Genomic DNA, 20,593 nt, shown 5'->3' with positions numbered 1-20,593 from the left:
TGCCCGATTTCAGCAGTCAACGAGCCGTTCTGGTATCTAAGAACGTGTTGCACATCGTTGTCGAGGCGCACGGCGGGAGGTCCGGTGCGGCACCGGCGGGAACCGGGCGCTGCCACCCGGAACAGCGGTGGTCGCAGCGCCTTCGAGGTCAGTCGTAGTCGACCTTGACCTTGGGGGTCTTGGGCAGCGACTGGCACGCCAGCACGTAGCCCTCGTCCAGGTCCTCCTGTTCGAGGACCTGGTTGTTGACCATCGTGACCTCGCCCTCGGTCACCCGGCACTCGCACGCGGCGCAGATTCCCTCCGAGCACGACGACGGCGCCGGCAGCCCCTTCTCCTTGAGCAGGTCGAGCAGCCGCTTGTCGGCGGGCCAGTTGAACACGTGGTTCTCGCCGTCGAGCGTCACGTCGACGACCGACTCCTCCGGTTCGGCCTGCTCGGCGCTCTCCTCCGGGGCGGGGTCGGGGGCCGGCTCGGGCTCGGGCGCCGTCGCGGGTTCGGCCTGGGTCGCGTTGTCGAACGGGTTGCCCGCCAGCGAGGCGAAGCGCTCCAGGTGGATGGCCGACTTCGGGAAACCGGCTTCGCGCAGCGCCTTCCTGGTTGCGTCCATGAACGGCTTCGGTCCGCAGATGAACGCCTCGTGCTCCGGGAACGCCGCCGACAACGACTGCAGCGAGTCCTGGGTCGGCAGCCCCTGCACCGACTCCAGCCAGTGCAGAACCACCAGTCGTCCGGGGTGCGCCGCGGCCAGCTCGGTGAGCTCGCGCGCGAAGATGACGGACTTCTCGTCGCGGTTGGCGTAGACGAGCACGACCTGACCGGATCCGGTGGCCAGCGCGGACTTCAGGATCGACATGACCGGCGTGATCCCGCTGCCCGCGGCGAACAGCAGCAGGTCGTCCTCCAGCGCCTTCGGCGTGAACACCCCGGCCGGTTCCAGCACGTCCAGCTCGGTCCCGACGGCGACGTTGTCGCAGATCCAGTTCGAGGCGTAGCCGTCGGCTGTCCGCTTGACCGTCACCGCCAACCGCCCGTCGGTCACCGGCGAGCTCGACAGCGAGTACGCGCGAGCGACCGATCCGCAGCGGTCGCTGGGGATCCGCAGCGTCAGGAACTGGCCCGGCCGGTAGGGCAACCGGGTGACGTCGACGTCGAAGACCACTGAGCGGGCGTCGGCCGTCTCCTCGACGACCTCGGCCACCCGCAGTCGGTGGAACTCAGGCATCGCAGAACTCCTCGATGGTCAGTAGGTCACCAGGATCGCGCTGGCCTGCGCGGTGGTTTCCCCGTCGGCGACGATCTCGCCGGTGGCGAAGACCTTCCGGCCTTCCTTGCCGGTGAATCGGGCGTTGATGGTCAGCGGCACGCCGTGCGGCGTGCCGCGTCGGTAGTCCACGGTCAGCGACACGGTCATCGCGGGGTGGCCGGCGACCGCGGTCGCCCTGCCGAGCGCGTGGTCGAGCAGCGAGGCGACCCAGCCGCCGTGCACGCGTCCGGGTGGCCCTTCGTAGGCCGCGCCGAGCAGCGCGGACGAGGAGGTCGCTCCGGACTCGTCGATCTCGACGCCGACCATGGGCGGTGCGAGGGGGTTGCCGGGACCCTCCACCGGGTTGTTGACGCTGACCTGGTGCCCGTCGACGTAGGACATCAGCAGCGGTTCGTCCCGGGTGCGCTCGCGCAGCAGCGCGGTGGCGGCAGAGACGTGCTCGGCGGCCGCGCGCAGGTCTTCGGCGGTGGCGTCGGTGTGCACGCCGGCCTCGATGAGCTCGCGGATGCGGCCTGCCAGCAGCGTCGTCTCGGCCGGGATCTCCGGGATGACCGGTGCGGCCACCGCCGCTGGCAGGGAGGTCGTGCCTGGCTTCTCGTCGGTCATCCGGTGTTCCCCTCGTGCGCCGAACTTCTAGAACATGTTCTACGCCTCGATTATGCTGTGTCAACGGCGGCTTCGCGGAGAGGGGGTAACTCGTTCTATTGAGATCGGACCTTGTGGTCGCGAAATGTGGACTTTAGTCTTGACACGTGTCTAGAAACCGGATGTGGTGCCGATGAGCGTCTGGACAACCAAGGCGTCGAACCTGCTGATCGACGGTGAACAGGTCCCCGGGTCGGGCGGCAGGTTCGAGACCGCCAATCCCGCCACGGAAGAGGTCCTGGGCACGGCGGCCAACGCCACCGCTGCCGACATGGACCGCGCGATCGCGGCAGCCAGGCGCGCCTTCGACGAGACCGACTGGTCCCGCGACCTCGACCTGCGCGTGCGTTGCCTCCAACAGCTGAGCCGGGCGTTGCAGGAGCACGCCGAGGAGCTGCGGGAGCTGACCATCGCCGAGGTCGGTGCGCCTCGCTTCCTCACCCACGGCGCGCAGCTGGACGCGCCGATCGCCGACGTCGCCCACTTCGCCGAGCTCGCAGCGGGTTACGAGTGGACCCGCGATCTCGGCGTCGCCGAACCCATGGGGATGCCCAGCAGGCGCTGGACCCGCCGCGAAGCGGTGGGCGTCGTCGGGGCGATCACGCCGTGGAACTTCCCCCACCAGATCAACCTCGCCAAGCTCGGTCCCGCGCTCGCGGCCGGCAACACCGTGGTGCTCAAGCCCGCGCCCGACACGCCGTGGTGCGCCGCGGCCGTCGGCGAGATCCTGCTGGCCGAGACCGACATCCCGCCGGGCGTGGTCAACATCGTCACCTCCGACGACCACGGGCTCGGGGCGCAGCTGTCCTCCGACGACCGGGTCGACCTGGTCTCGTTCACCGGATCCACCGACACCGGGCGCGCGGTGATGGCCTCCGGCGCTCCCTCGATCAAGCGGACCTTCCTGGAACTGGGAGGGAAATCGGCGTTCGTCGTCCTCGACGACGCCGACCTCGGCGCGGCCTGCGGGCTCGCGGCCTTCACCGTGTGCACCCACGCGGGCCAGGGCTGCGCGCTGACCACCCGGCTGCTCGTGCCCCGCGCCCGCTACGACGAAGCCGTGCAGCTGACGGCGAAGGCGCTCAGCGGAATCCCCGCCGGTGACCCCGACGATCCCGGAACCGTGTGCGGGCCGGTCATCTCCGCGCGCCAGCGCGACCGGGTGGAGAGGTACCTGGCCCTCGCCGAGGAAGAGGGCGGGAAGTTCGCCTGCGGCGGCGCTCGATCGGACCGCGACCGCGGGTTCTTCGTCGAACCCACCCTGATCACCGGGCTGACCAACGACTCGCGCGTGGCGCGCGAGGAGATCTTCGGTCCGGTGCTGGTGATCCTGCCGCACGACGGCGATGACGACGCCGTGCGCATCGCCAACGACTCGCCCTACGGGCTCTCCGGTGCGGTGCACGGCCAGGACCTGGACCGGGCGCGTGGGGTCGCCGCGCGCATCCGCACCGGAACGATCGGCATCAACGGCGGCGTCTGGTACGGCGCCGACGCCCCGTTCGGCGGGTACAAGCAGTCGGGCATCGGCCGAGAGATGGGACTGGCCGGCTTCGAGGAATACCTGGAGACCAAGCTCATCGCCGAACCGGCGTAGCGAGGCGGGAGGACGCAATGGGGCGTTTCGAAGGCAAGGTCGCGGTGGTCACCGGGGCGGCGCAGGGCGTCGGCGAGGCGTACGCGCGAGCGCTCGCCGCCGAGGGCGCGAGCGTCGTCGTCGCCGACCTCAACACGGCCGACGGCGAGAAGGTCGCCAAGGAGATCACCGCTGACGGCGGCACCGCCGCGTTCGTCGAGGTCGACGTCTCCTCGCCGGAATCCACCGCTGCGATGGCGAGTTCCGCCGTCGAGCGCTTTGGCGGCATCGACCACCTGGTGAACAACGCCGCCATCTACGGCGGCATGAAGCTGGACCTGCTCTACACCGTCGACTGGGACTACTACAAGAAGTTCCTCAGCGTGAACATGGACGGCGCGCTGCTGTGCACGAGGGCGTGCGTGCCGCACATGCAGGCCCGCGGGGGAGGGTCCATCGTCAACCAGTCCTCCACCGCCGCCTGGGTCTACTCCGGCTTCTACGGACTGGCCAAGGTCGCGGTCAACGGGCTCACCCAGCAGCTAGCCCACGAGATCGGGGGCATGGGCGTGCGGATCAACGCGATCGCCCCGGGCCCGATCGACACCGAGGCCACCCGCGAGACCACGCCGCCCGAGATGGTGAAGGCGATCGTCAAGGGGATGGCCCTCAAGCGCATGGGCCAGCCCGAAGACCTCGTGGGGATGTGCCTGTTCCTGCTGTCGCAGGAGGCGGGCTGGGTGACCGGGCAGATCTTCAACGTCGACGGCGGGCAGGTGATCCGCTCGTGAGCGCCGTCGGGTTCGTGGGTCTCGGGCAGATCGGGAAGCCGATGGCCCGCAAGCTCGTGGACTGGCCGGACGGACTCGTCGTCCACGACGTCCGGCCAGAGGTCGTCGCGGGGTTCGCCGACCGCGGTGCGCGGCCGGCGGCCTCCCCGCGCGAGGTCGCCGAGCACGCCGAGGTCATCTCGGTGATGGTCCGCGACGACGCGCAGGTCGAGGAGGTCGTCTGCGGGCCGGACGGGCTGCTGGCCGGGGCGTCCGAAGGAGCCGTCGTGGCGATCCACTCCACCATCAGCGAGAGCACTGCGCCCCGGCTCGCCGAACTGGCCGCGCTGCGCGGTGTTTCGGTGGTCGACGCGCCGGTGAGCGGTGGTGCGGTCGGTGCGGACCAGGCGAACCTCGCGGTGATGGTCGGCGGCCCCGAGGAGTCCTTCACCCGCTGCAAGGCGGTCTTCGAGCGCTGGGCCGGGCTCGTCGTGCACGCCGGCGAGGTGGGTGCGGGCACGCGCTGCAAGCTCGCCCGCAACCTGCTGCACTTCGTGGCCTTCACGGCCGCGGGCGAGGCTCAGCGGCTCGCCGAAGCGGCCGGGCTCGACCTGCGCGATCTCGGCGAGATCGTGCGCCACACCGACGCCATCACCGGCGGGCCGGGCGCGATCATGCTGCGCGGCGAGACCGAGCATCTGTCCACATCGGACAACTGGTACCCGATCTTCAGCAACGTCCGCGACCTCGGGGAGAAGGACCTCGCGCTGGCCCTGCAGCTCGGCGAGCGGCTCGGCGTCGAGCTGCCGCTGGGGGAGCGGGCGATGCGCGACCTGGCCGCCTCCCTCGGCGTCGCACGGGAGGCATCATGACCGACGAGCAGCGGCAGCGCGGCCTGGCCAAGATGGGCGAGGTCTACGGCTGGGAGGTCTCCGACGGACCCGGTGACTTCTTCGGCGTCACCGTCGACCACCTCTTCGCCGAGATCTGGTCGCGCCCCGGGCTGAGCCTGCGAGACCGGCGGCTGCTGCTGCTCGGCGCGCTCGCCGCCCAGGGGCTCGACGACGTCGCCGACATCCAGGTGCGGGCGGCGCTGGGCAACGACGAGCTCGACGCCGAGCAGCTGCGCGAGATAGGGCTGTTCATGACGCACTACGTCGGCTGGCCGCTGGGCACCAAGTTCACCATGCGCATCGAGAAGATCCTCGGCGAAAAGGACCACACATGAAGTACGGCATCGTGCAGTTCACCAGCGATCGCGGACTTCCGCCCGCGGTCGCGGCGAAGGCCGCCGAGGAGGCGGGTTTCGACTCCTACTGGGTGCCCGAGCACACCCACATCCCGGTGAAGCGGGAGGCCGCGCACCCCGGCACCGGATCGGAGGAGCTCCCGGACGACCGCTACCTGCGGACGCTGGACCCGTGGGTGGCGCTGTCGATGATCGCCGCGGTGACCTCGCGCATCCGGCTCGCGACCGCCGTCGCGCTCCCCGTCGAGCACGACCCGATCACGCTGGCCAAGACCATCGCCACCCTCGACCACCTCTCCGGCGGCCGGGTGAGCCTGGGCGCCGGGTTCGGGTGGAACATCGACGAGCTCACCCATCACGGGGTGCCCAAGGCCAAGCGGCGCACCGTGCTCCGCGAGTACCTGGAGGCCATGGAGCAGCTGTGGTCCCAGGAGGAGGCCGAGTACCACGGGGACCACGTCGACTTCGGTCCGAGCTGGGCGTGGCCGAAGCCGATCCAGCAGCCCCGGGTCCCGGTGCTCGTCGGGGCCGGCGGGACGGAGAAGACGTTCGGCTGGATCGCCCGCTCCGCGGACGGCTGGATCACCACGCCGACCGAGGGCGAGATCGACGACAAGGTCGCGCTCCTCAAGCGCACCTGGAAGGAAGCGGGCCGGGAGGGCGATCCGCAGATCGTGGCCCTGTCGGGCAAGCCCGACTTCGACCGCCTGGCCCGCTGGGAGCAGCTCGGCGTCACCGAAGCCCTCTTCGGCTTCCCGGAGAAGGGCGAGCAGTGGGTCGCGGAGTACTTCCACCGCCTCGCGGGCAAGCTCGGCATCGGGGAGTGAGGGAACGGGCAGTTTTGGTCCGAACTGACCGGACATTCCGGATGGTGATCATGGACGGTTCGGACCAAAACTGCCCCGTGGTGAGGTTTCGCTCACTGAGCGCGCCGAGAACTCACGGGCGGTGTCAGGCGGGTTCGCAGATGACTACCGGGATCTCCCGGTCGGTCCAGGACTGGTAGTCGTCGAAGTCGGCGTAGAGGTCGAGGAGGCGGGGCCAGAGGTCGGCCCGCTCCTGCGGGCTCGCGGTGCGGGCGCGCATGCGACGGACATCCCGCCTGAGCTGGACCGTGACCTCGGGATTCGCCCTGATGTTGTGGTACCAGGCCGGGTGCTGGGGCAACCCGCCCTGCGACGCGACGAGGATGACGCGCTCGCCGTCGGGCATGTGCAGCAGCGGCGCCGTGCGCGGCTGTCCGCTGCGACGTCCGGTGGTGGTCAGCAGGCAGATCGGCACGGACTTGCGGAACCCGGCACCGATGCGCCAGTTCCCGCCGACCCGACCGCCGGTGGCGCGGTACAACCGGATGTTGAGCCGCGAGGCCACCTTGATGACCTTGGCCACCACCGGCGAGTCGAGCTGCGGTGGACGCTCTTTCGGCATGTGCTCAGTCCTTCAGCGACAGCGCGGCCTTCGGGCAGGAGTGCACCGCCTGCTCGATCGAATCCCGCAGCTCCGGCGTGGGTTCGGCGATGATGTTCAGGTTGTCGTCATCGTCGATCTCGAAGACGTCGGGTGCGACGGCCTCGCACATGCCGTTCGCCTCGCACAGGTCGAAGTCGACCACGATCTCCATCGGTCCTCCATTTTCTGCTCAGGTCACCACAATTCGACGGGCGCCGTGCCCTTGCGGTAGTGCCCGGGTTGCGGCACCCCGGACGCGGCGACCTCCATGCGCTTCTTCATGCCGGGTGAGAGCACGTCGGCCTTGATCATCTCGAGGAACAGGTGCGCGGCGTTGCCGAAGTCGAAGAAGTCGCGCTGCCACGACCACTGCATGTTCCCGCCGTAGCGGAACCAGCTGCCGCCGATGCCGGCGACCTGGTACGGGTTGCCGTCGGGCCGCTTTGCGTGCGCGACCTGCTTCCACAACCCGATCACCTCGCCCTGCCGGTCGTCGATGAGCACCCGCTCGTAGGGGTAGTTCCAGCCGTCCAACCCCTCCATCTCCACGCCCAGCGCGATGTCGCGGATCTCGTCGCGGCCCACCGCCATGAAGTCCTCGTTGGGCCCGGTGTTCCAGCCGTAGGTGGCGTCTTCGGTGTAGAGCTGCGCCAGGTCTTTCCAGTCGCCGAGCGCTTCGCAGCGCTCGTTCTCATCCAGCCAGTGCTGGACCATCCGTTCCAGTTCTTCCCGAGGGTATGCGGGCATGTCAAGCCTGCTTCCAGTTCATTGAGCGCTGCTGCTCAAAAAGGATGGTTCGCTCTCCGCCCGTGCGGGGGCTGGAGTCCTGGACCGGCAGTCTGGTCCGATGGCGATCGGCCCGTTGCTGGACGATCTGTTTCACCCGCGTGTGCGGTGTGAACAGGCAGATGTCGGGGTCTGCGTCTCTTTCCAGAACGTTGATCGCTGCCGCGTGGTCTGCTTGCCAGACGTCCCCGCAACCAGTGCAGTGAAGCCGGTCCCCCGTGCGCTTGCCAAGAGTTCGGCAGCAGGGGGCGACTTGTGACGTGTAGGCCGCGTTGACCAGCGTCAGCGCAGAACCTCTGCGCTCCGACACGCTGTTGAGCGCCTCAGCCGTGACACCCTTGGTCCAGGCTGCAAGACGCCGGTTGGTGTTCCTGCCCAGCCTCTTCCTGGAAACGAAGGAACGGGTGAGGTCCTCGGCCACAACAGTGTGGGCCTTGTCGACAACGGCGTGCACGGCGGTAAAGGTCAGGCTGCGCACCTGGCCTTTGAAACGTGCGCGTCGTCGGTTTCGTTTCGTGGTGCCGAGGTTGTTGCGCCTGATCCGGTCAGCCCTCGCGTGGTCGCCGGCCTTGCTGGCTCTGTCGGCGACGGACCGAAGTTTCGCTCGGCAGGCGTTTTTGGTCTTGAGATGGTCGGACTCGGTACGCAGCAGCTCGCCGAGTTGCTCTCCGTGGTGCTGGCCGTCGGAGTCGGTCAACACCTCGGTGTATCCCTTGTCCACGCCGACCCCGCGTGTACCGCAGGGCCGACTTTCACGCAGGTCGGAGGCGTCGGTGACGTAATGCACCTCAACCTGACCATCACGCAGCATCAGCCGCAGCGTTCCGGTCGGGACGACGGTGGTGTTCAGCGGGATCGCGATCTTCTCTCGACGTGCCAGGCCGGGGACGTCGATCCACATGTTGCCGTCGGCCATCGCCCAGACGTGGTACTGATCAGAACGCACCACGATCTGATTCGCGCTGCGGGAGACTCCGTGTCTGACGTGCTTGCGCATCTGCCTGGCCAGAAACCCGTCCTCCCGCCAACGGCCGTACTTCAGGTCTGCGTATGCCTTCTTCCGCTGCCTCTCGTCGCGGTACCGCCGCTTGATCGACCTGCGGACTTTGACCTTCCCGGCCTCGCGATGGGCCTTGATGTCGGCCATAGCGTCACGAACGGTTTCCTTCCACGCATTCGCCAAAACCCCGAAAGTTTCGGCCGTCCCGTCCCGCATCCACGCATCACGAACAGTCCGGTACCCGGCACCATCGTGGACGGGTGCTCCGTAGCGTGCCCACACCAAAGCACGTACCCGCCCCAAACGAAGGGCCTGCTCAACAAGCCGCTCGTACTTCCCCTGATTGAGGTGATGACTGTAGGCGATGCGGGTGACTTTCACCGGCCACCACCCAGCTCGTCCTGCAGCGTCTTTTCCAATCGGCGCAGATCGGCGTGGCGAGAAGAGAAGGCGCGCACGTTCTCTTCGGTGAAGCACCGCTGGTCGGACGGGGCTCGCTCGACCTCGATACGTCCTTCGCTCGCCCAACGGCGAACAGTCGACGCCGATCGCCCGATCTGCCGAGCGAACTCCGAGATGCGGTACTTCTTGCTCATATGAACAAGAATAGCGAGGTCCAGTCGAATAGCGGAGCACTTGTCAAGCCTCCTCGATGCTCAAAGCCTGCGTGGGACACTCCCGCACAGCGCTTTCCACCTCGCCGCGCAGATCCGGGGGCGGCTCGTTGACCAGCAGTTCGACCTTGCCGCGCCGGGGCACCGAGAACACGTCCGGCGCCTCCAGCTCGCACATCGCGTGGCCCTGGCACAGGTCGAGATCGCACACGATGCGCATCAGGACTCCTTCCTGCGCCGGTAGCGCACCCGGCACGGCTGGGCGAGTTGGACGACCATCTTCGAGTGGTCGTTGCGGTAGGACTCCGGTGGTTGGGCGAGCTCGAAGCTGAAGTCGCGCAACAGCACTGAGAAGATCGCCTTGAGCTGCATCATCGCGAACGCCGCGCCCACGCAGCGGTGCCGGCCCGCCCCGAAGGGGATCCACGTCCAGCGGTTGACCAGGTCCTCCTGGCGCGGTTCGACGTAGCGCTCGGGCCGGAACTCGTCGGGCTCCGGGAAGTCCTCCGCGATGCGGTTGGAGATCGCCGGGGTGGCCGCCACGAAGTCACCGCGCTCGATGCGCTGTCCCCGCACGTTGAACTCGTCCTGGGCCACCCGCAGCAGCAGGATCAGTGGCGGGTGGAGCCGCAGCGCCTCCTTGATCGCGCCCTCCAGCTGCGGGATGGCGCGCAAGGAGCGGAAGCTCACCTCGGACCCGTCGGCGTAGAGCTCGTCGAGCTCGGAGACCACGCCGCCCAGCACGCCGGGATTGCGCAGCAGCTCGATGAGCGTCCAGGCGGCGGTCCCGGAGCTCGTGTGGTGCCCGGCGAACATCATCGAGATGAACATCCCGGTGATCTCGTCCGCGCTGAACCGCAGCCGGCCGTCCTCGTCCTTGACCGACATCAGCACGTCGAGCATGTCCCGCTCGTCGCGCGGTGGTTTGCCCGCTGCGGCACGGCCGTCCATGATCTCCTGCACGAGGCGTACCAGTCCGGCCCGAGCCTCATCGCGGCGGCGGAAGCTCTCGATCGGCGCGTGCGGGTCGACGTAGGCCAGCGCGTCGGTCCCGCGCTCCAGGTCGTGGTAGAGCTCGGCGAAGCGGTGATCGAGCTGGTCGCGAAACCGCTTGCCGATCAGGCAGGCCGACGAGGTGTAGATCGTCAGCTCGGCGAAGAAGTCGAGCAGGTCGATCTCGCCCTCATCGCCCCACTCCGAGACCATGCGGGCGATCTCGGCGTCGATGGTCTGGGCGTGCCCGCGCATCTGCTCGCCGCGCAGCGCCTGGTTGTGCAGCATCTCCTTGCGCCGTTCCGGTGGCGCGTCGAAGACCACGCCCTGGCCGAAGATCGGCGTCATGAACGGGTACGCGGCGGCCTGGTCCAGGTCGTCGTCGGAGGCCCGGAAGAAGAACTCGTTGGCCTCGGCTCCGGAGAGCATCACGACCCGGCGCCCGGCCAGGTCGAACGTCCCCACGTCGCCGCACTCTTCGCGGACCCGGCGCATCAGCGCGATCGGATCGGTGCGCAGTTCTTCGAGGTGGCCGTGCTCGTCGTGGCCACCGGAGACCTGTTTCGGTGCGAGCAGCGTCATTTCTCCTCCAGCGGGGCTTCGGGCTCGACCTCGATCAAGCTCAGGTGCACGCCGCGCGGTGCCGAGACCACGTGGTGGACGGCGTCGGCGATGTCGGAGGCGCGCAGGAAGTAGGGGTGCCTGGCCAGGCCCCACTTCACCCAGTCGTTGAGCACGGCCTCGGTGGTCTTGTCGTCCCACTGCATGCCCATCGAGGTGAACGTGGGACCGGGACGCACGATGCTGGCGCGCACTCCGGTTCCCTCCAGCTCCATGCGCATCGTGCGCGCCATCGCTTCCAGCCCGGCCTTGGCGGGCACGTACGCGCCCATCCGAGGGCGGGGTTTGGGCACCACGTCGGAGCCGATCAGCACGACGTCGCCGCGCTGCCGCCGCACCATGCCGGGCACGATGCGGGAGACGAGCCGGTGCGCGCCGCCGAGGTGCACGTCGAGCTGGCTGCCGAAGCGGTCGTCGTCCATCTCGTGCACCAGGTCGGCGTCGAGATCGCCCGCGCCGTAGACGAGGATTTCGATGTCGCCGAGCTCATCGGCGGTCCTGGCGACGAAATCGGCCACCGAGCTCTCGTCGGTGACGTCGAGCTCCACCGCGATGGCCTCGCCGCCGTCGGCGCGGATCTTGGCGGCCAGCTCCTCGCACTTGTCGGCGCGGCGGGCTCCGAGGGCCACCGGGTGACCCGCGGCGGCCAGGGCCTGGGCGGTGGCCGCGCCGATCCCGGCCGACGCGCCGGCGATCGCGGTCGGGCGGCGGACCGGGTTCGGTTCGAATCTGGGCATGGCTACCTGCTTTCCACGCGAACGGGCAGGGTCGCGAACCCGCGCACGTTGCTGGAGTGCACGCGCTGCGCGCGGTCGGTGTCGACGTCGTAGGACTTGACCAGCTCGACGAACTCGGTGAGCGCGATCCGCGCCTCCAAGCGCGCGAGGTGCGCTCCGAGGCAGAAGTGGGTTCCGCCGCCGAAGCTGACGATCTGGGTCTCGGTGCTGCGTTCGAGGTCGTAGTCGTCGGCGGCGTCGAAGGCGCGCGGGTCGCGGTTGGCCGAACCGACCAGCAGCAGCACGCGGGCGCCTGCGGGAATCGTGGTGTCGTGCAGCGCGATGTCCTCCGTCGCGGTGCGCGCGACCATCTGGCTGGAGGTGTCGTAGCGCAGGGTCTCCTCGATCCAGTCGGGCACCCGGGCCGGATCGGTGAAGGGCTTGGCCTGCTGCTCGGGATTGCGGTGCGCCCAGTAGGCGGCGTTGGCCAGAAGCTTGGTGGTGGTCTCGTTGCCGGCGACGACCATCAGGAACAGGAACGCGATGATCTCGTCGTCGCTGAGCCGGTCGCCGTCGATCTCGGCGTCCATCAGCGCGGACGTGAGGTCGTCGGTGCGCTTCGTGCGGCGTTCGGCGAGCATGTCGGCGTAGTAGGCCACCAGGTTCAGCGATGCCTCCATCGCCGCCTGCGGGACGTCGAAGACGCCCTCGTCGCGGTGCATCACGGTGTCGGCGAGCTCCCGCAGCCGGTCGCGGTCGGCTTCCGGGACGCCCATCAGCTCCGAGATCACGTCCATCGGGAACTTGCCCGCGAAGTCCGCCACGAAGTCGAACTCGCCGGAATCCAGTGCCGGGTGCAGGTGGTGCCGGGCGAGTTCGAGGATGCGCGGTTGCAGGTCGCGCACCCTGCGCGGGGTGAAGCCGCGGGAGACCAGCGAGCGGAGCCGGTTGTGGCGCGGGTCGTCGAGCGCGAGGAACGACATCGTCTTGTGCGCGTAGGGGCCCCACGCGGCCGGGTCCAGCGAGACGCCGTTGGCGTTGGACAGCCGGGTGTTGTCCCGGAACAGCGCGGCGACGTCGGAATGCCTCGACAGCGCCCAGAAGTCGAGCTCGTCGTTGCGGTAGACCGGCGCCTCGTCGCGCAGCCGCGCGTAGGTCGGGTACGGGTCGGTGTGCACGGCGTAGTCGTACGGGCTGAACACAACACCACTGGACATGTGTCCAGACGCTAGTACGGCTCTGCTCCCTCCGGCAACCCTGGAGGGGAGAAGAATCGAGAACAAGTTCATCCGCTTCTATCGCGGAGCTGCGAGGAGGGTTCCCAATTACCGAGAACGTGTTCTAGTCTCGTGGGCGAACGGGTTCGGCTCGGCAGGGAGGTCGGCGAATGGGACGGCTCGCGGGAAAGGTCGCGCTGGTCACCGGTGCGGCACGAGGGCAGGGCGCGGCCATCGCGCGCGGCTTCGTCGCCGAAGGCGCCTCGGTGGTCATCGGCGACATCCTCGACGCTCCGGGCAAGGAGCTCGCCGAAGAGCTCGGCGAATCCGCGAGCTACGTGCACCTCGACGTCTCCGACGAGGAGGACTGGAGCGCGGCGGTCGACCACGCCACCGAGCGCTTCGGTCAGCTCGACATCCTGGTCAACAACGCGGGCGTGCTCATGTTCTCCTCGCTGGAGGAGACCTCGCTGGCCGATTACGAGCGCATCGTGCGGATCAACCAGTTCGGCACCTTCCTCGGGATGCGCGCCGCCACACCGGCGCTCGCCGATTCCGGAGAGGGCTCGATCGTCAACTTCTCCTCGGTGGAAGGCCTGGGCGGAATGCCGCAGCTGGTCGCCTACACCGCCAGCAAGTTCGCCATCCGCGGCATGACCAAGGCCGCCGCCATGGAGCTCGGCCCGCGCAACATCCGCGTCAACTCCGTGCACCCCGGCATGTTCGACACGGGCATGACCCGGGAGTTCACCGGGGAGGGCACCGATCTCAGCCCGATCGGCGACATGGTCCCGCTCGGCCGCATCGGTCAGCCCGAGGACATCGTGGGGCTCGTCGTGTTCCTGGCGGGCCAGGAGAGCCGCTACTGCACCGGAGCCGAGTTCGTGGCCGACGGCGGGGCCACCGCCACGCACGCCTACTACCGCCGCTGACAACGCTTTTCGGCGATCTCGGCACGACCCGACCCGGTGCGCCCGTCTCGCGTGTGAGTGCGGGCGCACCGCTGCGACAACGACGTCGACGTGAGGAGCGTGGTGTGGGAGCTGAAATCGTGATCGAGGGGCTGAGCAAGTCCTTCGGGCCGCAGACCATCTGGCGGGACGTGGGTTTCACCCTCCCCGCGGGGGAGGTCTCGGCGCTGCTGGGGCCTTCGGGAACCGGCAAGTCCGTCTTCCTGAAGTCGATGATCGGGCTGCTCAAGCCGGAGAACGGGCGGTGCCTGGTCAACGGCGTGGACATCTGCACCTGCAGCGAGAGCGAGCTCTACGAGATCCGCAAGCTCTTCGGCGTGCTGTTCCAGGACGGGGCGCTGTTCGGGTCGATGGACCTGTTCGACAACGTCGCCTTCCCGCTGCGCGAGCACACCCGCAAGACCGAGGCGGAGATCCGCCGGATCGTGCTCGAACGCATGGAGATGGTCGGTCTGTCCGGGGCCGAGGACAAGCTGCCGGGGGAGATCTCCGGCGGGATGCGCAAGCGCGCCGGGCTGGCCCGCGCGCTCGTGCTGGATCCGCAGGTCATCCTCTGCGACGAGCCGGACTCGGGGCTGGACCCCGTGCGCACGGCCTTCCTCTCGCAGCTGCTCATCGACATCAACGCGCACCTGGACGCGACGATCCTGATCGTCACCCACAACATCAACCTGGCGCGCACGGTGCCGGACAACCTGGGGATGCTCTTCCGCCGCGAGCTCGTCCTGTTCGGGCCTCGCGAGGTGCTGCTCACCAGCGAGGACCCGGTGGTCGCGCAGTTCCTCAGCGGCGACAAGACCGGCCCGATCGGCATGAGCGAGGAGAAGGACCAGGCGAGCCTGGACCGCGAGCGCGAATGGCTGGCCAGCGGCCGGATCGCCACCGAGGAGCGCGTGGTCGGCGTGCCGCCTCAGCTGCCCGCCACCGCGGGGCTCCCCGAACGTCAGGCCGTGCAGCGCCGCAAGAACCGCGTCATGGGGATGATCGACCAGCTGCCGCCCGCGGCCCGCAGCAGCGTGCTGCGCAGCCTCAACGATCAGCCGGCGGGAGCACGCGATCGGTGATGCCCGCGAGGTGCGAGGCCATCTGATCCATCGGCAGGTAACCGCTGCCCGCCAGCACCAGTGAACCGACGAAGGCGGTCATCACCGCTTGCAGCGCCGACGGATCGGCCTCGCCGACCGCGTCGGTGAGCCGCCGGTAGACCTCCTGGCCGATCTCGTCGCGCAGGCGCTTGACCTCCTGCTGGTCGGCCAGCAGTGCTGTGGTGCATGCCTGCACCAGCGCCGGTTCGGCTGCCAGCATCTGCGCGATCGTGTCCACCACCTGCCCGACGTCCGCGCCGGGTGTGCCGGTCCGCTTCTCGCCGCTGGGCGGCAGGGCTTGGACCCGCTTCCAGAACACCGCTGTGACCAGGTGCTCCTTGGAGGAGAAGTAGGAGTAGGCGGTGGCGCGCGAGACCTCGGCCCGCTCGGCCACCGAGCGCACGGTCATCGACCCGAAACCGCGGACCACGAGCTCCTCGACCGTCGCATCGAGCAGCCGGCGGACGGTTTCGGCGCGCCTGCCCTCGACGAACTGACGAACGGGTTCGGTCATGCGCCGAGCCTAACGTCCGGAGGAGCACCACGGCCGCGTGGCCGGGTGGCGTGGAGCGGCTCGGCGCGGACCGGAGGCCCAGGTGAGGTCATCGGACGAGCAACCGGACCGTCAGCTCCAGGCGGTTGGAGACGTCGCTCGCCGAGGCCCGCCGGGTCACCCAGGCGACCAGGTTGGACAGCCAGACGTCGCCGATGACCCGGGCCACCGCGACCTGCTCCTCGCTCGGATCACCGTCGCTCATGACCGCGATGAACATGGCCTCCATCATGCGGTTGGCCGTGTCGACCTCCGTCGCGGCCGAGGCGTCGGCCGACATCAGCGCGCGGGTGACGGCTTCCGAGAGGTTGGGGTTGCGCTGGAACGCCCGGGTGAGCCGGCTGAGCACGAACAGCAGCCGTTCGTACGGGGAATCCCCGCGAACCGGAGCGCGGTCCAGGCGTTCCTGGATGCGCTCCAGCTCGCGGACCAGGCTGGAGACCAGCAGGTGGATCTTGGACGGGAAGTAGCGGTAGAGCGTGCCCAGCGCGACGTCGGCCCGCTCCGCCACGGCGCGCATCTGCACCGCGTCGAAACCGCCCTTGTCGGCCAGGGCCACCGTCACGTCGATGATCCGCTTGCGGCGGTCGCGCTGGGCCGTGGCCGTGAGCTCGTCGTCGGCCATCGCGTGGAGCGCGTCTCCACCCTGGCCTTGTCGGTTGGCCGCAGAACCCATCGACGCAACGCCCCCTAGCGCGTTCGCGGCGAGGCGGATCGCCCCACCCGCAAGATCCTATGAAGACGGTGGACCGGGAACCCGGCCCACCTCGTTCTCGCTGAATCACCTTTCGGCGTCGGGGACTTCGATGAGGCCTTCGCTGATGGCGTGGTCGATGGTCGCTCTCAGCCGGGGGCAGGTGTCCACCAGCGCCGGGTGCTCGCCCTCGGCGATGCGCGCGGAGATCTCCGGGCACTCGTCGGTCGAGGTCGCCCACTGGATGCTGGTCTGCTCCGGGCTGTGCTTCTTGACCAGCACCCGAGCCGCGCAGGTGGCGCAGGGCAGCGGGCGCAGGCCTCCCTCCAGGTAGCGCTGCTGATCGGCAGCGGTGCTGGCGGGGACGTCGGTGCGGGCGGCCGTCATGACTTGCCGACTTCCTCTGCTTCGCGCCGTGCCAGGTTCTCCGCGACCTCCGCTTCCCAGGACTCCACCGCGCGGGTGGTGTCCACTTCGAACTCGAAGCGAGCGGTGGTCTCCTCGCTGACGTCGGCGGCGTCCACGTAGAACTGGTCGTACCAGCGGCGGAGCTGGTAGACCGGACCGTCCTCCTCGACCAGCAGCGGGTTGTCGATCCGCGTCTTGTTCCGCCAGATCTCGACGTCCTGGAGGAAGCCGACGCCGAAGGACTTGGCGAACTTGGCGGCCACCATGTCGGCCTGCTCGTCGTTGAGGCCCGGCAGCTTCTTGACCGAAACACCCCACTGCAGAACGAAGCTCGTGGGGGAGACCGGGTAGTGGCAGTTGATCAGGATGGCGTCGATCGGCGTGCCCTTGTACTCGGTCCACAGCCGGTTGATCATGTAGGACGGCCCGAAGTAGCTGGCCTCGGAGCGCAGCGCGGTTTCCTCGCCGGCGTAGTTGCCCTGCGAGCCGCCGACGTCGGGACGCCCGCGCGAGCGCAGGTACTGCGTCGCGACGTGGCCTTCGAAGACGTTCTTGAAGTACGTCGGGAAGGCGAAGTGCACGTAGAAGAAGTGCGCCATGTCCACGACGTTGTCGATGATCTCGCGGCAGTTGGCGTTCGCGATCGTCTCGCGGTCCCAGGTCCAGTTCGACCACTCGTCGGTGAAGACCTCGTCGATCCGCGGGATCGTGACCTCCGGCGGAGGCGGGTTGCCTTCCGGGTCGTGGTAGATGAACAGCTGCTTGTTCTCCACCAGCGTGAGCCAGGACCTGGTCCGCGCGCGGCCGGGAACCCGCTTGGCGTAGGGGATCGAGGTGCAGCGGCCGTTGCCGCCCCAGCGCCAGTCGTGGAAGGGGCAGGCCACCGAGTCGCCCTTGACCTCGCCCTGGGTCAGGTCGCCGCCCATGTGCCTGCAGTAGCCGTCGAGCACGTGCAGGTCGCCCTTGCTGTCGGCGAAGACCACCAGCTTGGTGTCGAAGGCGTGCACCGCGTGCGGCTTGCCGTCCTGGAACTCCTCGACGGGGCCCAGGCAGTGCCACCCTCGGGCGAACCGCTGTGGCGGGGCACCGGCATCGATCGTGCGCACCCCGTGCTCACGTTCCGTCCCGCTCATCGTGTCCCTCCATAGGTCAAGTTATGTATGTGAAACAGGTTATAGGAATCTGGTGTGCAAACGCCATCGCGCAGCGTCGCTCGATCGGGAAAAATTAGAACAAGTTATAGATCGATCAATGTGTAGGAGTCATCGCCGCGGCGCCAGACCGGGTCGGGCGTCCGGATCCCGCAGGCGGCGAGCTCGCGCTTGAGCACCTTGTGGGTGGAGGTCCGGGGCAGCTCGGCGACCAGCCGGACGTAGCTCGGCCACTGCTTGGGGCCCAGGTCGTCCTGCGCCGCCAGGAAGTCTCCCAGCGACGCGGGCTCGAAGTCCGCGGTGGTGGTGATCGCGGCCATCACCGAGTCGCCGACCTCCGCCGGTCCCGCGAAGATGGCGGCCTCGTGGATGTGCGGGTGACGCAGCAGGATTCGCTCGATCGGCGCGGTTCCCAGGTTCTCGCCGCCGACCCGGAGCCAGTCGCTGGAGCGCCCCGCGAAGTAGCAGAACCCGTCGACGTCGAGGTAGCCGAGGTCGCCGCTCCAGTACATGCCCTCGCGCATCCGCTCGGCGTCGGCTTCGGGCGCGCCGTAGTAGCCGGCGAACCAGCCCGGGCCGGTGGTGTTGACCAGCTCGCCGATCGCGGCGTCCCCGTTGAGCAGTCGTCCCGACTCGTCGAACTCCGCGGTGGCGCAGGGCTTCCCGGTGTCCGGGTCGAGCACCGCGACGCCGTCGGTGACCTTGCCGAGCGCGCCCGCCGGCGTGTCCGGCGTGCGGGCGACCGCGATGCCGCCCTCGGAGGAGCCGAAGCCGTCGACGACGTGGCAGCCGAAGCGCTCGGCGAACCGGGCGATGTCGCGCTGGTTGCCCTCGTTGCCGTAGACGATGCGCAGCGGGTTGTCTGCGTCGTCCGGTTCCTGAGGCGTCGCCAGCACGTAGGAGAGCGGTGTTCCCACGTAGTTGGCGTAGGTCGCGCCGAATCGCCGCACGTCCGGCAGGAATCCGGATGCGGAGAACTTTGGGCGCAGGGCCAGGGCCGCGCCCGCCGCCAGCCCGACGGACCACCCGGCCATCAGCGCGTTGGAGTGGAACATCGGCATCGAGACGTAGGTGACGTCCTGCCCGCCGAGCCCGAAGCGCTCGGCCAGCATTCGCCCGGGGAAGGCGATCTTGGCGTGCGTGCAGCGCACCGCCTTCGGATCGCCCCCGGTCCCCGAGGTGAACACCAGGACGAGCAGGTCATCACCGCTGGCAGGAACCGGGTCCGGAGCCGCGCCCGCGTGCCGCGCGAGCTCGTGCTGCCAGGCCTCCGGCGTGAACACCTGGATCCCGTCGAGGTCCAGCTCGGCCAGCAGGTGGGCGTAGGAGGAGTCGGCGAGCACGATCCGGCAATCGGCCAGCCGGATGTCGCGTTCCAGGGCCGCGCCTCGCCGGGTCGGGTTGAGCCCGACCACCACCGAGCCCGACAGCGCGGCGCCGCCGAGCAGGAACGAGAACTCGGGGACGTTGTCCAGCAAGACGCCGATGTGCGGCGGCTCGCCCTCCGGCAGCAGTTCGCGCAGCAGTGCGGCGTACTCCGCGCTGTGGCGCACGTGCTCGGCCCAGGTCCACTCGCGACCGTCGGCGCGGAGGCCTGGCCGGTCGTCGTCGGCCCTGGCCAGCAGCAGTTCGGTGACCGTCGGCATCACCTCGGGCTGTGACATCGCCGAGCTCATCGCGCGGCCAGCCCGGCGCCGATCCGACGCAGCTGGACGTTCGCGCCCCCCAGTGCGAACTCGCCGCGCTTGGCCGCGACGAAGTAGCGGTGCAGCTCGTGGTCGACGTCGATCCCGACGCCGCCGTGCACGTGAACTGCGGTGTGCGCCAACCGGTGCCCGGCTTCGGCGGCCCAGAACTTCGCGGTCGCGGCCTCTTCCGCGCAGGGCATGCCCTCGGAGGCCATCCAGGCGGCCTGCCACAGGGTCAGCCGCGCCGCCTCGACGTCGATGAACCCGTCCGCCAGGCGCTGCGCGACGGCCTGGAAGGTGCCGATCGGGCGGCCGAACTGCACGCGCTCCCCGGCGTAGGCGCTGGTGCGCTCCAGAGCGCCGGAGAGCACACCGACCTGCACCGCGCACACGCCGATCGTCGCCCGGACGACCAGCTGGTGCAGCGCGTCCGAACCGAGGACGTCGGCATCGCTGACGCGCGCGCCGGAGAGGGTCAGCCAGCCCTCGCTGTCCCCGTCGACGATCTCCTGCCGCTGCATCTCCGCGCCCTCGGCACCCGGCTGGACCAGGAAGATCCGGGGGCCCTCGGGGGTGGTGGCCGGGACGAGCACGAGGTCGGCGATGGGGCCGGCGGGCACGGTGACCTTGGTTCCGGTGAGCACCCACTGGTCGCCGTCGCGCTCCGCGCGGGTGGCGGGGGCCTCGGGCGCGGCTCCGCCGTCTTCGGCGAGCGCCGCGGTCAGCACGACGTCCCCGCGCGCGGCGGGTTCGACCCAGCGCCGCCGGTGCTCGTCGCTGCCGAACTCGGCGAGCGTCGTGGCACCCATGGTGATGGAGGGCAGGTACGGCACCGGGGCCACCGCGCGGCCGATCTCCATCAGCACGCTGCACTGCTCGAGGAATCCGAAACCGCCCTCGGGCAGGGCTGCGGTGAGCACGTCGGCCTTGGCCAGCTCGTTCCACAGCGCTCGGTCGAACCGGTCGTCCTGCGCGTCGATCTCGCGCAGCCGCTCGTTGGTGACCTTGTCACCGAGGATCCGCCCGACCAGACCGGCCAGATCCTGCTGGGCCTCGGTCAAGGTGAAGTCCATGTCGCCTCCTGGGAGGTGGTGGGGTGTGGGCGGTTTTGGTCCGAACTGACCGGGCACAACGGACATC

The 20,593-nt window shown here is 69.2% G+C and carries 24 protein-coding genes; 7 read left to right on the top strand and 17 right to left on the bottom strand.

Annotated elements, in window-relative coordinates:
* Positions 1 to 148 precede the first annotated feature (148 nt).
* Both ACYVF3_RS20065 and ACYVF3_RS20060 read right to left on the bottom strand, forming a co-directional pair.
* Positions 149 to 1,225, bottom strand: coding sequence for a 2Fe-2S iron-sulfur cluster-binding protein (locus ACYVF3_RS20065; protein WP_461155762.1), 1,077 nt, complete (start codon positions 1,223 to 1,225; stop codon positions 149 to 151).
* An 18-nt stretch (positions 1,226 to 1,243) separates the two neighbouring features.
* Positions 1,244 to 1,873 (bottom strand): PaaI family thioesterase, encoded by a 630-nt coding sequence (locus ACYVF3_RS20060; protein WP_461155761.1) that lies wholly within the window; start codon positions 1,871 to 1,873, stop codon positions 1,244 to 1,246.
* Between the two features lie 172 nt (positions 1,874 to 2,045).
* Between ACYVF3_RS20060 and ACYVF3_RS20055 the strand changes: the two genes are divergently transcribed.
* From ACYVF3_RS20055 to ACYVF3_RS20035, 5 genes are read left to right on the top strand one after another with little or no spacing between them, the layout of a single operon-like run.
* Entirely contained in the window at positions 2,046 to 3,509 is a 1,464-nt protein-coding gene (locus tag ACYVF3_RS20055; RefSeq protein WP_461155760.1) for an aldehyde dehydrogenase, read from the top strand.
* Positions 3,510 to 3,526: 17 nt separating this feature from the next.
* Positions 3,527 to 4,279 (top strand): SDR family oxidoreductase, encoded by a 753-nt coding sequence (locus ACYVF3_RS20050; protein ID WP_461155759.1) that lies wholly within the window; start codon positions 3,527 to 3,529, stop codon positions 4,277 to 4,279.
* On the top strand, positions 4,276 to 5,130 hold the full coding sequence (locus tag ACYVF3_RS20045; protein ID WP_461155758.1) for an NAD(P)-dependent oxidoreductase: 855 nt from the start codon (positions 4,276 to 4,278) through the stop codon (positions 5,128 to 5,130). The genes ACYVF3_RS20050 and ACYVF3_RS20045 overlap by 4 nt, the downstream gene beginning before the upstream one ends.
* Positions 5,127 to 5,486: a carboxymuconolactone decarboxylase family protein gene (locus tag ACYVF3_RS20040; RefSeq protein ID WP_461155757.1), complete on the top strand. Its 360-nt coding sequence runs from the start codon at positions 5,127 to 5,129 to the stop codon at positions 5,484 to 5,486. Before ACYVF3_RS20045 ends, ACYVF3_RS20040 begins: the two co-directional genes overlap by 4 nt.
* Complete coding sequence (locus tag ACYVF3_RS20035) at positions 5,483 to 6,334, top strand: LLM class F420-dependent oxidoreductase (protein WP_461155756.1); 852 nt, start codon at positions 5,483 to 5,485, stop codon at positions 6,332 to 6,334. Before ACYVF3_RS20040 ends, ACYVF3_RS20035 begins: the two co-directional genes overlap by 4 nt.
* 124 nt (positions 6,335 to 6,458) lie before the next feature.
* Here ACYVF3_RS20035 and ACYVF3_RS20030 read toward each other — a convergent pair whose 3' ends face one another.
* Genes ACYVF3_RS20030 through ACYVF3_RS19990 form a run of 9 tightly spaced genes read right to left on the bottom strand, consistent with a single transcriptional unit; the run spans position 6,459 to position 12,903 of the window.
* Positions 6,459 to 6,935: a nitroreductase family deazaflavin-dependent oxidoreductase gene (locus ACYVF3_RS20030; RefSeq protein ID WP_461155755.1), complete on the bottom strand. Its 477-nt coding sequence runs from the start codon at positions 6,933 to 6,935 to the stop codon at positions 6,459 to 6,461.
* Positions 6,936 to 6,939: 4 nt separating this feature from the next.
* The gene (locus ACYVF3_RS20025; protein ID WP_461155754.1) at positions 6,940 to 7,128 is read right to left on the bottom strand and encodes a ferredoxin; all 189 of its coding nucleotides are present in this window, start codon (positions 7,126 to 7,128) and stop codon (positions 6,940 to 6,942) included.
* A 23-nt stretch (positions 7,129 to 7,151) separates the two neighbouring features.
* Complete coding sequence (locus ACYVF3_RS20020; RefSeq protein ID WP_461155753.1) at positions 7,152 to 7,703, bottom strand: nuclear transport factor 2 family protein; 552 nt, start codon at positions 7,701 to 7,703, stop codon at positions 7,152 to 7,154.
* Position 7,704: 1 nt separating this feature from the next.
* Positions 7,705 to 9,123, bottom strand: coding sequence for a zinc ribbon domain-containing protein (locus ACYVF3_RS20015; RefSeq protein WP_461155752.1), 1,419 nt, complete (start codon positions 9,121 to 9,123; stop codon positions 7,705 to 7,707).
* Positions 9,120 to 9,338, bottom strand: a complete 219-nt coding sequence (locus ACYVF3_RS20010; protein WP_461155751.1) for a MerR family transcriptional regulator — start codon at positions 9,336 to 9,338, stop codon at positions 9,120 to 9,122. Before ACYVF3_RS20010 ends, ACYVF3_RS20015 begins: the two co-directional genes overlap by 4 nt.
* A gap of 43 nt (positions 9,339 to 9,381) precedes the next feature.
* Positions 9,382 to 9,576, bottom strand: coding sequence for a ferredoxin (locus tag ACYVF3_RS20005; protein ID WP_461155750.1), 195 nt, complete (start codon positions 9,574 to 9,576; stop codon positions 9,382 to 9,384).
* The gene (locus ACYVF3_RS20000) at positions 9,576 to 10,931 is read right to left on the bottom strand and encodes a cytochrome P450 (RefSeq protein ID WP_461155749.1); all 1,356 of its coding nucleotides are present in this window, start codon (positions 10,929 to 10,931) and stop codon (positions 9,576 to 9,578) included. The genes ACYVF3_RS20005 and ACYVF3_RS20000 overlap by 1 nt, the downstream gene beginning before the upstream one ends.
* Positions 10,928 to 11,707, bottom strand: coding sequence for an SDR family oxidoreductase (locus tag ACYVF3_RS19995; protein ID WP_461155748.1), 780 nt, complete (start codon positions 11,705 to 11,707; stop codon positions 10,928 to 10,930). The genes ACYVF3_RS20000 and ACYVF3_RS19995 overlap by 4 nt, the downstream gene beginning before the upstream one ends.
* A gap of 2 nt (positions 11,708 to 11,709) precedes the next feature.
* Positions 11,710 to 12,903: a cytochrome P450 gene (locus ACYVF3_RS19990; RefSeq protein WP_461155747.1), complete on the bottom strand. Its 1,194-nt coding sequence runs from the start codon at positions 12,901 to 12,903 to the stop codon at positions 11,710 to 11,712.
* A gap of 170 nt (positions 12,904 to 13,073) precedes the next feature.
* Here ACYVF3_RS19990 and ACYVF3_RS19985 point away from each other — a divergent pair, with 170 nt between their 5' ends.
* Both ACYVF3_RS19985 and ACYVF3_RS19980 read left to right on the top strand, forming a co-directional pair.
* Positions 13,074 to 13,835 (top strand): glucose 1-dehydrogenase, encoded by a 762-nt coding sequence (locus ACYVF3_RS19985; RefSeq protein ID WP_461155746.1) that lies wholly within the window; start codon positions 13,074 to 13,076, stop codon positions 13,833 to 13,835.
* A 104-nt stretch (positions 13,836 to 13,939) separates the two neighbouring features.
* Positions 13,940 to 14,938 carry an ABC transporter ATP-binding protein gene (locus tag ACYVF3_RS19980; RefSeq protein WP_461155745.1) on the top strand — a complete coding sequence of 333 codons (999 nt, stop codon included), beginning with the start codon at positions 13,940 to 13,942 and terminating at the stop codon, positions 14,936 to 14,938.
* Here the strand turns inward: ACYVF3_RS19980 and ACYVF3_RS19975 are convergent.
* From ACYVF3_RS19975 to ACYVF3_RS19950, 6 genes are all read right to left on the bottom strand, one after another.
* Positions 14,904 to 15,473 (bottom strand): TetR/AcrR family transcriptional regulator, encoded by a 570-nt coding sequence (locus ACYVF3_RS19975; protein WP_461155744.1) that lies wholly within the window; start codon positions 15,471 to 15,473, stop codon positions 14,904 to 14,906. The two genes, ACYVF3_RS19980 and ACYVF3_RS19975, sit on opposite strands and share 35 nt — an antisense overlap.
* Before the next feature lie 88 nt (positions 15,474 to 15,561).
* Positions 15,562 to 16,188, bottom strand: coding sequence for a cholesterol catabolism transcriptional regulator KstR (gene kstR / locus ACYVF3_RS19970; protein WP_461155743.1), 627 nt, complete (start codon positions 16,186 to 16,188; stop codon positions 15,562 to 15,564).
* A gap of 105 nt (positions 16,189 to 16,293) precedes the next feature.
* Positions 16,294 to 16,593 (bottom strand): hypothetical protein, encoded by a 300-nt coding sequence (locus ACYVF3_RS19965; RefSeq protein WP_461155742.1) that lies wholly within the window; start codon positions 16,591 to 16,593, stop codon positions 16,294 to 16,296.
* Positions 16,590 to 17,747 carry a Rieske 2Fe-2S domain-containing protein gene (locus ACYVF3_RS19960; protein ID WP_461155741.1) on the bottom strand — a complete coding sequence of 386 codons (1,158 nt, stop codon included), beginning with the start codon at positions 17,745 to 17,747 and terminating at the stop codon, positions 16,590 to 16,592. The genes ACYVF3_RS19965 and ACYVF3_RS19960 overlap by 4 nt, the downstream gene beginning before the upstream one ends.
* Before the next feature lie 104 nt (positions 17,748 to 17,851).
* Entirely contained in the window at positions 17,852 to 19,429 is a 1,578-nt protein-coding gene (locus ACYVF3_RS19955) for a long-chain-fatty-acid--CoA ligase (protein WP_461155740.1), read from the bottom strand.
* Between the two features lie 8 nt (positions 19,430 to 19,437).
* Entirely contained in the window at positions 19,438 to 20,526 is a 1,089-nt protein-coding gene (locus tag ACYVF3_RS19950; RefSeq protein WP_461155739.1) for an acyl-CoA dehydrogenase family protein, read from the bottom strand.
* Between the last annotated feature and the right edge of the window lie 67 nt (positions 20,527 to 20,593).

It is taken from the genome of Saccharopolyspora tripterygii (assembly GCF_054778355.1).
This window is presented reverse-complemented; position numbering and strand designations above follow the sequence as displayed.